Source organism: Atribacterota bacterium (genome assembly GCA_039638595.1).
Classification (GTDB): Bacteria; Atribacterota; Atribacteria; order Atribacterales; family Caldatribacteriaceae; genus Profundicultor; species Profundicultor thermophilus.
In genome coordinates this window covers 1-10345 of the sequence record JBDIWM010000059.1, presented here as the reverse complement: position 1 = coordinate 10345, position 10345 = coordinate 1, and the positions used below count along the sequence as shown (strand labels likewise).

Sequence of the window (10345 nt, the reverse complement as noted above, 5' to 3'; positions counted from 1 at the left end):
AAAGCAGGCGGGAATGACGGAAGGGGTTTTTGCGGGAATGACGGAGGGGGTGGCATGCGGGATGATATTCCTTTTTTCTGTCATTCCCGCAAACTGTCACTCAGCGGTTTACCTTTTTCCGCTTGACCTCGAACGTATTTCAGCGGGGTACAATTTTTGGATTCTACCTCTAATAAACCGGCCGTACTTTTTCGTTATACTTGAATTCTTGAGGGAAAACCCCCGAAACGATGCAAGAGTTCCGGCTTTCCAAAAAGATATTCCTTCAAATTAGCTCGGGTAGAATGAAAAATGGGGCAGGGAGTGAACGTGGTATCTATTTCCGTTTTGCGGTAAAATGGGAAAAAGGGGGTGTATTTATGAACGACGAAGAACGCAGAGAGGAAATCACTCCGGAAGAACCACAGCCGGAAACTGAAGAAAGCCTGGGAGAAATTACCATTGCCCCGGATATCATTGCCACGTTGACCGCCATCACCACTATGAAAACACCGGGGGTAACCGGTATGGCTGGTATGCCATCGGCATCACTGAGTACGCTGATTGGAAAAAGAGAATTGAACAAGGGGGTAAAGGTCGAAGTCAAAGAAAAGAACGTGAGTTTGGAGATTGCCATTGTCGCCGACATTGATTCGACGCTGATTGAGGTGGCCAGGAATGTGCAGAAAGAAGTGAAAAAGGTCATTGAGAATAAAACCGGTATGACCGTCAACAAGGTGGATATCATCATCCGGGAGGTATCCTACAAAGAAGAGGGAAAGGAAAGTACGTCAACTTAAAAGGAAATCAAATCCCGGATCCGGTCTAACTTTTTCGGACCAATTCCTTTGATTTCGAGGAGGTCCTCGGGTCTGTGGAAGGGGCCATGAGTTTGGCGGTATTCGATGATTCGCTGGGCGAGGGCTTCACCAATTCCGGGAAGGGCGATGAGTTCTTCTTTGGAAGCTGTGTTGACGTTAATGCGCTTGGTCTCTAAAGAAGCATCAGGTTGAGGGAGAAACTGAGTAAGGTTGGTGGAAAAAGAAGAAGAGGTGTTGTCCCCTTTCCCACGGGAGGGGATAAACACTCGTTGACCATCATAGACGGGCTGAGCTAAGTTGACGTCGTTGAGAAACGCGTCCTCGGTGGTTCCTCCGGCTTTTTCCAGGATTTCGAAAATTCGGGTTCCCTCTTTTACCCTGTAAATACCAGGCTGCTTTACAGCACCATCGACCTGGACAACGAGTACGTTTTCCTTTGAAGAGATTGCACGCTGGGCGTTGAAATTCGCCCAGAAGGTGATCCCCAAGGCTACGATTGCCACTGTGGATAAGATGAGTAGGATTAGTTTCTCCTGACGAGAAAATGGAATCATACCACCAGATTCAACAGTTTGTCCTGAACATAAACGCTTTTCCGCACTGGCGCATGATTGAGCCAGTGCTTTATTTTTTCGTCCTGCAGGGCTTGTTTGAGAACCTCATCATGGGAGGAACCCCGGGGGACCTGCACTTTTCCCCGCACTTTCCCACCGATCTGAACGACTACTTCTACTACGTCTTCATAAAGCTTGGCTTCGTCGTAAGAAGGCCAGGGAAAGAGCGAGAGGAAATCCTTTTCACCCAAAATTTCCCAGAGTTCTTCAGTGATATGGGGAGCAATGGGGTTGAGCAGAGAAACGAGGGTCCTAGCTGCGAAAAGGAGCATGGTTTTTTCCTCAGGATGGCATTCCTCCCTAACGCGAACGTATTCACCCATCTCGTTGAGGAGTTCCATCATGGCACTGATAGCCGTATTAAAGTGAAATTCTCGTTCGATGTCCTGGTAGACCCGGAAAATGGTTCGGTGCACCATCCGCTCGAGGGAATGGATTCGCAGTCTCTCAAAAGAAACATTGGGGTTCGTCTCCAATTCCACGATATCATTGACCACCCGCCATACCCGGTTCAAGAAACGAAACGCCCCCTCTACGCCCCGGTCCGACCACTCCATATCGAGCTCTGGGGGACCGGCGAAAAGGATAAAAACCCGTACAGTATCGCTTCCAAACTTTTCGATGATTTCTCGAGGACTGACCGTGTTCCCTTTGGATTTGGACATTTTAGCCCCATCTTTGGTAACCATCCCCTGGGCAAAGAGATTGGAAAAGGGTTCGCGGAAATGGACCATTCCCAAGTCATAAAGGACTTTGGTGAAAAACCGGGAATAGAGTAGGTGTAAAATGGCATGCTCCACCCCACCGATATACTGGTCAACCGGCATCCAGTAGCGGACATCGTCGTCGTGAAAAGGCCGGTCATTCGCCCAGGGAGAACAATAACGGAGATAATACCACGATGAACACACAAAAGTATCCATGGTATCCGTTTCACGGCGAGCCGGTCCACCGCAGGAAGGGCAACGAGTGTTGACGAATTCTTCACAACGTGCTAACGGCGAAGGTCCAGTGGGGAGAAAATCAACCCGGGGAGGAAGTAAAACCGGTAAATCCTCTTCAGGTACTGGAACCTCTCCACAGCGGTCACAGTATACGATGGGGATGGGTGCTCCCCAGTAACGCTGGCGGGAAATGAGCCAGTCCCGTAAACGATAGGAAACAGCTTTTTTTGCCAGACCCCTTTCGGCAAGAAAAGCCACCACTCGTTCTTTTCCTTCTTCAGAGGGAAGACCAGAGAAAGAACCAGAATTGACCATAATTCCAGGTTCGGTGAAACACGTATCCCGCCACTCTCCATCCCGAGGGTGAATGACTGGCTGAATGGGTAAATCGTATTTCCGGGCGAATTGGTAATCCCGCTCGTCATGGGCTGGAACTCCCATCACCGCACCGGTACCGTATTCGAGCAAGACATAATCGGCAATCCACAGGGGCACCGCTACACCGTTCACCGGATTCATAATGGTTTTGCCGATAAACATGCCTTCCTTTTCAGTGAGGTCTGAAATACGTTCCACTTCACTTTTGCGGGCGATGCGCTCCCGGAATTCCCGCACGTGGTCTTCATAAGGAGTACCCTGAACCAGCCGGTCCACCAGCGGATGCTCTGGTGCCAAGACAAAGAAAGTCACTCCATAAATGGTGTCTGGACGGGTGGTAAAAACCGTGACTTTTTCATTGAGTTCCGGTACAAGAAAGTCAATATAGGCTCCGACACTCCGGCCAATCCAGTTGCGCTGCATGGTGAGGACTCGTTCTGGCCAGTTCCCCAGGAACTTCATATCTTCAAGAAGACTTTCAGCATACTGGGTGATGCGGAAGTACCACTGAGCCAGTTTTTTGCGCACCACCGGAGTTCCACAGCGCTCACAAGCACCTTCAACCACTTGCTCGTTTGCCAGCACTGTACTACAAGAAGGGCACCAGTTTACCGGTCCTTCTTTCTTGTACGCGAGACCATTTTTATAGAGCTTGAGGAAAAACCACTGAGTGAAACGGTAATATTCCGGCTCACAGGTGATCACTTCCCGTCGCCAGTCGTAGCTGATACCCAGACGCTTTAATACTTCCCGCATGCGTTCGATTTTTTCATGGGTCCAGATGGCTGGATGAATCCCATGCTGAATGGCTGCATTTTCTGCTGGCAATCCAAAAGCATCAAAACCCATGGGGTGAAGGACGTTATATCCCCGACGGATAAAGTAACGGGCCACCACATCCCCGATGACGTAATTCTTTACATGGCCCATGTGGGGATCACCAGAGGGATAAGGAAACATCTCTAAAACGTAGTACTTTTTCTTTCCCTCCACCTTTTCTGAAGCAAAAACCTTTGCCTCGGCCCAGCGGGTTTGCCATTTCTGTTCAATGCGGTCAAAGTCATATACCTGTGTCACACCTCAAGCCCCCTATATGAAAAAAGCCCGCCTCTTCTGGGCGGGCATACGGTCTGGTGGAGCTGACGGGATTTGAACCCGTGGCCTTCTCCACGCCAAGGAGACGCGCTCCCAACTGCGCCACAGCCCCATGAACAACGAGTATCCCTATTATATGCAAACCAGGTTCACTCGTCAACGAGAAAACCACAAAGTTTCACTTCTTGAGTTTGGCTTCCCGCTCTTCAAGGAGTTGCTCAATTCGCTCCAAGTCTTCCGGAGAAATTTCGAAATCAGCCGCAGGAACAATTTCCTCAATCTGGGAGGGACGCCGAATACCCACAATCGCCGAGGTCACCTCCGGTCGGCGCAATACCCAGGCCACCGCAAGTTGTGCCGGGGTTCGACCATAGCGACGAGCAATCGCCCGTAACTTCTCCACCAGTTCCATGTTGATGCTCAACTCTGGTTCCTGGAACTGTGGGTCATTTCGGCGGTGGTCATCCGGGGCAAACTGAGCCACTCGTTCCCGGGTAATGGCTCCGGTGAGTAAGCCCTTCTGCATGGGACTATAGACGATAACCCCGATACTATTCTTCGCACAGTAGGGAAGGATTTCCGCTTCCACTCCTCTCTTCAACATGCTGTAGGGTGGCTGCAGGGAGGCGATGGGATGGATTTTCTGAATCCGTTCCATCTGGGAAACGCTAAAATTGGAAACACCGATGTAGCGGACCTTACCCTCCTCCACGAGACGGCTCATTTCGCCCCACCCTTCTTCGATGTCTTCGTCGGGATTAGGCCAGTGAATCTGGTACAGGTCGATGACGTCAATCTGCAGACGCCGCAAACTTGCTTCCACTTCCCGGCGAATGCTCTCTCGCTTCAGTGATCCGTAAATACTTCTCGTTTCGTCCCACACCAACCCGCACTTGGTAGCAATAAAGGGCCGGGGAGAAAGACCCTTGACGGCTTTTCCCACGACTTCTTCTGAGTGTCCCAATCCATACACCGCGGCCGTATCAATCCAGTTAACCCCGAGGTCGATCGCCCGATGGATGGCCTCAATCGATTCCTGGTCGTCCTGGGGACCCCAGCTAAATTTCCATCCACTTCCCCCCATAGCCCAGGAACCAAAACCGATTACCGTAAACTCTAAATCCGTCCATCCCAATTTCCGTTTTTTCATAGAAACCCCCCTTAAAAAATCTTTGCCTCCATTATACCAAAACTGCTTCAGGAAAGTCGTTCGTGAATCAACCTGGCCACCTTTTGACCCGAAAGGAGCATCCCTCCGAAAATCGGCCCCATCCGTGGTCCTCCAAAGGTGGCATTACAGGCCATTCCAGTAACATAAAGGCCAGGAAACACTTCTCTGGTATTCTCAAGGGTTAAACGCTCTGCCTCCTCGGGATCCATAAATTTCTCCCCTTCTCGATTTCCTGAAGGGGTGAGGAGCTTTCCTGGTGCCTTGCGGGTAAGCATCGCCACTACTTCAGTCTCATGGCCGGTGGCATCCACCACAAACCGGGCCCGCACTGATAGCGGATCAACATGAAGGCGGGCGATTTCCACCGCTGACCAGTTTATTACTAACCCCTCGACTCGATCATTGCGTACCGTCAAATCTTCAACCCCAATCCCATTGAAAATCACAAGACCCTTTTGTAGGGCTTTACCGGTAATGGTCGTCGTTGCTTCAATCGCATCGGCACTCCAGTATTGGGAATCGCCGTAACGGCGTATCCGGACACCAAATTCCTCAAGGAGCGGCCGTGCCGTTTCCTGCACCACAATCTCGTTATAGAGCATTCCACCGCCCCACATACCACCTCCCACGCTGAGTTTCCGTTCGTAAAGGGCCACCTTGTGGCCCGAGGAAGCTAAAAAATACCCTGCAACTAGACCCGAAGGACCACCGCCAACAATGGCGACATCTACCTCCAGGTGTGCAAGGAACTTTTCCAGGTAGCGCTCCACGATAATCCGGGTAATGGCTACTTCGTCAAGGTTGAACATACAAAAAACCTCCTTCTTTTTTGGGGAAGGTAAGGGGGAAGCTTTCGCCTCTTGCGCCATTCCCTCCGCCAGTATTATCTGGATCAGGTTCCAGGGGTCCTTCTCAGCCCTCTTTTGAGAGCGCCCCCATGGCAAGACGCTTTCATTATATGCAAAGCTTCCAATCTTTTCAAGAAATGTATCGGTTCACATCTGGCAAAAACCAGATTCTTCATATACAATAGTAAGCACAACTAAAAGGTGGTGGTGATTTTCGGGAAAAATTTCTCCCTCCGAAAATTTAAATCATATCTGGAAAACCTCCTCTGGAGAGTGCTAACTCCCTTTCTACCCTGGTATTTCAACGAGCACCATTTTGAAAACCTCTATCGTCGCAAGAAGGACCCCTGGAATTATACCCAGAGCCCGTTTGAACGGGAAAAATATGCAAAAACCCTCAGGGCAATTCCCGAGAATGTTCAATCGGTACTCGAGGTGGGTTCAAGCGAAGGGGTTTTCACCGAACTTTTGCTCCAGAAAGGAAAAAGGGTGGTGGGTATCGATATCTCAGAAACAGCCCTAAAGAGAGCTAGAGAACGCCTTAGAAAGTACCAGGGGCAGGTGGAGCTTCGAAAAGTGAACATCGTGAAGGATGATCACCTCGATACCGCTTTTGATATGATTTTGGCTTCGGAAGTTCTCTATTACTTAGGTGACAAAAAGACGTTTTTATCCTTAGAAGAAAAATTCTTCCATCTACTCAACGAAAAGGGGTATCTTCTTTTGGTCCATTTTTACCCCTCGGGCAAAATCATCCATGATGCCTTTCTGGAACGAAATCGTTTTGTGAAAATCGAGGAGGAAATCACCTATCATCCTGACCGGGACTACATCATTACCCTTTTACAAAAGAGAACGCCTGAAGTACGTTCAATAAAACCCCAGTAACAGTCGAAGACCAGGTCACCCTCTATAATCCGAGCAACTATCCATGCTCTCTCCCAAAAGCGAAAAAACGGCACATCATTACCCACAGCTTCTTCACTTCGGTGAAAATGGTCAGAATAAAAGGATTCCTTTCCCCTTAAAGTTGATGAATTTCGCCTTCGGTATATACAGGATGTTTACCCTAAAGGAGGTGACCGGAAAAACTCGAGAAACCTTTCTGTGATAAAAAAGACGGTATTGTAAGACGCGAACATACCATGGAGACATCAACGTCGCTCTCTGGAGGGTAATCACCACGAGTAAACGAGAAAACAGCCCAAATTTCCTGGTATATCGCCCGTATAGCGCTGAGAGCTTCTACGGGCGAATTTCGAGTCAAAGAATTCAAAAGAACTTCCCTCTGGAAAATCCTTGGGATAGTGGAACCCCTGGTCATACCAGGCGGGGAACCATATCTAACGGTGAGATTCTTCGGGAAATCACGATACGGAAGAAAACATCCATAGGATGGCAAAATGAAATTGAAAATGTATGGTGAAGCTCGATTTTTTCTCTCCTTGAGATATAATGGAAACGTTAACGGAAAAAAAGGGGGGTCATTACTGTGACATCTCGTGAACGGGTGATGGCAAGTTTAAGACATGAAGAACCGGATGTTTTACCTATTGATCTCGGAGCAACGCTTGTAACCGGTATCCACGTCTCCAGCCTGCATAAACTCAAAGTAGCCCTGGGGTTGATAAAACCAGAGGAACCGGTTAAGGTCATCGATCCCTATCAAATGCTGGGAGAAGTGGATGAGCCGCTGCGCCAGGTTCTGGGAATTGATACCATTCCTCTTGCGTCGCCTAAAAATCTCTTTGGCTTCAAAAATGAGAACTGGAAACCATGGGTGTTTTTCGATGGCACCCCGCTCCTTGTACCCGAAAAGTTTAATACCGTTCCAGATGCCGAAGGGAATATCTACCAGTACCCGGAGGGCGACCAAAGTGTTGCTCCATCGGCAAAATTGCCCAAAGGAGGGTTCTATCACGATGCCCTAATCCGGCAAAAGCCCATTGATGAGTCGAAGCTCAACGTTAAAGACCAGATTGAAGAGTTTGGGGTGCTCACGGAAGAAGAATTGAAGTACTATGAACATGAGTCACGCCACCTCTTCGAAGCAACCGACTACGCCATCGTCCATGGGGGAGTTCCAGGAACCAACTTAGGGGATATCGCCATTGTGCCAGGATTAACGCTGAAAGAACCCAGGGGGATACGAGATGTGGAAGAGTGGTATATTTCGCTTGTTACCAGACAATCATTTTTACGGGACGTTTTTGCCCAGATGACCGAAATTGGCCTCACCAATCTCAAGCTTTTCCATCAGGCAGTGGGGGAACGGATTCAGGTGCTGGTCATTTCAGGTACGGACTTTGGTTCACAAAACGGACCTTTTATTTCCAAAGAAGTGTATCGTACTCTCTTCAAGCCCTTTCACCAGAAGGTGAATCGGTGGGTCCATGAAAATACGAGCTGGAAAACGTTCATTCACACCTGTGGTTCAGTTTATGACCTCCTACCAGATTTTCAGGAAGCCGGGTTTGATATTCTCAATCCAGTCCAAATATCAGCCGCAAAAATGGTTCCAGAGACGCTCAAAAAAGAGTTTGGCGATTCCTTCACCTTCTGGGGAGGAGGGGTCAATACCCAGAATACCTTACCGTTCAAAAGCCCAGAAGAAGTCAAAGAAGAAGTGCGAATGCTCATTAAAATGTTTAAAAAGGGCGGAGGATTTGTCTTTGCCACCGTGCATAATATCCAGAGCAACATCCCGGTAGAAAACCTCCTGGCACTGTTTGAAGCAGTGAACGAATTCCGATAATCCGTTAAGAAACGGAGGATATTTTCCCCTTCAGGAGAAGGAAGAGAGCTTTTTTTGAAGTTCATCGAGCGAAAGACCCAAAATTACAGCGGCTCTTTCCAGGTCACCGCCAGTATACTCTGTGACGCGCTCGATATACTCTTTTTCCACTTCCTGAAGGGTTTTCCATTGCTCCCGGAGTGGAGCCTCAAAAATCCGCAAATCCTCAACACCCAAGGTTTCATCCCGAGTGAGGATGATAGCCCGCTCAATCACGTTATCCAGTTCTCGGATATTACCGGGCCAGGAATACCGTTTGAGAACCCGCATAGCCTGAGGTGAAATACCCTGAACCTTTTTATGTAACCTGCGGGAATGTTTGGCGATAAGAAAATCACAGAGCACTGGAAGGTCTTCTTTCCGCTCCCGCAAAGGGGGAAGTTCTAAGGGAATCACGTTAAGGCGGTAATAAAGGTCTTCACGGAAGGTGTTTTCTTTAACCATTTTCTTGAGGTCACGGTTGGTGGCCGCAATAACCCGGACATTCACCGTGATGGTTGTCATTCCTCCCACCCGCTCAAAAGTACGGTCCTGCAAAACCCGCAAGAGTTTCACCTGCATGGCCGGACTCATCTCGCCCACTTCGTCAAGGAAAATACTCCCTCCATCGGCCAGTTCAAACTTGCCCAATTTGCGAGCATGAGCACCGGTAAAAGCTCCTTTTTCATGACCAAAGAGTTCGCTTTCTAAAAGCGTCTCAGTAATAGCACCGCAGTTAACCACCACAAAGGGATGGTTTCTACGGTCGCTCTGAAGATGAATGGAACGTGCCAAGAGTTCTTTCCCCGTACCACTTTCTCCATAAATCAAAACCGTGGCATCAGTTTTCGCCACACGCTGTGCCACCTGCATAATTTCTCGCATTTTGAGAGAGTCCCCAATGACCCCTTCAAAACAAAATTCTTCCCGAAGTTCATCCAGAAGATAATCCCGTTCCCGGCGCAGTCGCTCAAGTTCTAAGGCCCGATGAACGATATTTTTCAGTTCTTCGATTTTGAAGGGCTTGGTGACAAAGTCGTACGCTCCCACCTTGAGGGCTTCAACCGCGTTATCCACACTCCCGTACGCCGTAATCACTACCACGGGAACATCGGGGTCCGTCTTCTTGATTTCCCGCAGGACCTCCATACCGCTCATCTCGGGCATGCGCAGGTCAAGAAGCACGAGGTCAAAACTCGAGGAACGAAACTTCTCCAGAGCTCGCTTGCCATCCAGGGCGGTCTCAACCAGCATCCCTTCTTCCTCAAATATTTCCTGCAACATTTCTGCCATAAACCGCTCGTCATCAGCTACCAAAACACGAAAAGCAGGCACCCTAACTCCTCCTTTTTACTATTATACCAGTTCTTTCAAACCACTCTACACAGAAAAGAGCTACTGATGGTAAAATACTCTCAGGAGGAGAGAGAATGAAGCGATGGCTTGCTGTGTTCATTCTTATACTGTGCTTTTTGACCCATCTGGCACTCATGGCAGAGGAGAAACCGTTAGGATTCACCACCCATACGGTTTCTCTATTCAGTTTCCGCGTTGATATACCCAGAAACTGGGAAGTAAAAAATCCCCCTCAATCCATCAATCCCTATCTCGTGTTCCTCGCCTTTAATTCTGAAACCCAGGTCGAAGTTACTTTAGAGTACCGGGATTTCGGTTCCCTCGACAGGTTCCGGGAAAGGGTCCGGGATGATATCACCGTTTTCC

9 protein-coding genes, 1 tRNA gene and 1 riboswitch are annotated in these 10345 nt (G+C 48.9%); of the genes, 4 read left to right on the top strand and 6 right to left on the bottom strand.

The window, feature by feature from the left end; all coding sequences use genetic code 11:
* The first annotated feature begins 359 nt into the window (after positions 1–359).
* Entirely contained in the window at positions 360–779 is a 420-nt protein-coding gene (locus tag ABDK92_10250; GenBank protein MEN3186985.1) for an Asp23/Gls24 family envelope stress response protein, read from the top strand.
* Here ABDK92_10250 and ABDK92_10245 read toward each other — a convergent pair.
* The 5 genes from ABDK92_10245 to ABDK92_10225 all read right to left on the bottom strand — a co-directional run bounded on the left by ABDK92_10245 (position 776) and on the right by ABDK92_10225 (position 5811).
* Positions 776–1354 (bottom strand): ComEA family DNA-binding protein, encoded by a 579-nt coding sequence (locus ABDK92_10245; protein ID MEN3186984.1) that lies wholly within the window; start codon positions 1352–1354, stop codon positions 776–778. The genes ABDK92_10250 and ABDK92_10245 overlap by 4 nt on opposite strands.
* Complete coding sequence (gene leuS / locus ABDK92_10240) at positions 1351–3813, bottom strand: leucine--tRNA ligase (GenBank protein MEN3186983.1); 2463 nt, start codon at positions 3811–3813, stop codon at positions 1351–1353. The genes ABDK92_10245 and leuS overlap by 4 nt, the downstream gene beginning before the upstream one ends.
* Before the next feature lie 54 nt (positions 3814–3867).
* A tRNA-Ala gene (locus tag ABDK92_10235) sits at positions 3868–3943 on the bottom strand.
* Positions 3944–4009: 66 nt separating this feature from the next.
* A complete protein-coding gene (locus ABDK92_10230) occupies positions 4010–4981 on the bottom strand; it encodes an aldo/keto reductase (protein MEN3186982.1) in 972 nt (323 codons plus the stop codon).
* A 47-nt stretch (positions 4982–5028) separates the two neighbouring features.
* Positions 5029–5811, bottom strand: coding sequence for a sulfide-dependent adenosine diphosphate thiazole synthase (locus ABDK92_10225; GenBank protein ID MEN3186981.1), 783 nt, complete (start codon positions 5809–5811; stop codon positions 5029–5031).
* Between the two features lie 43 nt (positions 5812–5854).
* Positions 5855–5949, bottom strand: a riboswitch (TPP riboswitch).
* A gap of 174 nt (positions 5950–6123) precedes the next feature.
* On the opposite strand from ABDK92_10225, the gene ABDK92_10220 reads away from it, so the two are divergent.
* Positions 6124–6738: a class I SAM-dependent methyltransferase gene (locus ABDK92_10220; GenBank protein ID MEN3186980.1), complete on the top strand. Its 615-nt coding sequence runs from the start codon at positions 6124–6126 to the stop codon at positions 6736–6738.
* A gap of 604 nt (positions 6739–7342) precedes the next feature.
* Entirely contained in the window at positions 7343–8605 is a 1263-nt protein-coding gene (locus tag ABDK92_10215) for a uroporphyrinogen decarboxylase family protein (protein ID MEN3186979.1), read from the top strand.
* A 30-nt stretch (positions 8606–8635) separates the two neighbouring features.
* On the opposite strand, the gene ABDK92_10210 is transcribed toward ABDK92_10215, so the two are convergent.
* Positions 8636–9958 carry a sigma-54 dependent transcriptional regulator gene (locus ABDK92_10210; protein ID MEN3186978.1) on the bottom strand — a complete coding sequence of 441 codons (1323 nt, stop codon included), beginning with the start codon at positions 9956–9958 and terminating at the stop codon, positions 8636–8638.
* Positions 9959–10053: 95 nt separating this feature from the next.
* On the opposite strand from ABDK92_10210, the gene ABDK92_10205 reads away from it, so the two are divergent.
* On the top strand, positions 10054–10345 hold a 292-nt coding region (locus ABDK92_10205), incomplete at its 3' end, for a hypothetical protein (GenBank protein ID MEN3186977.1).

Coding starts and splice junctions, on each gene's coding strand:
- ABDK92_10250 (MEN3186985.1), top strand. CDS start 360: ATGAACGACGAAGAACGCAGAGAGGAAATCACTCCGGAAGAACCACAG.
- ABDK92_10245 (MEN3186984.1), bottom strand. CDS start 1,354: ATGATTCCATTTTCTCGTCAGGAGAAACTAATCCTACTCATCTTATCC.
- ABDK92_10230 (MEN3186982.1), bottom strand. CDS start 4,981: ATGAAAAAACGGAAATTGGGATGGACGGATTTAGAGTTTACGGTAATC.
- ABDK92_10225 (MEN3186981.1), bottom strand. CDS start 5,811: ATGTTCAACCTTGACGAAGTAGCCATTACCCGGATTATCGTGGAGCGC.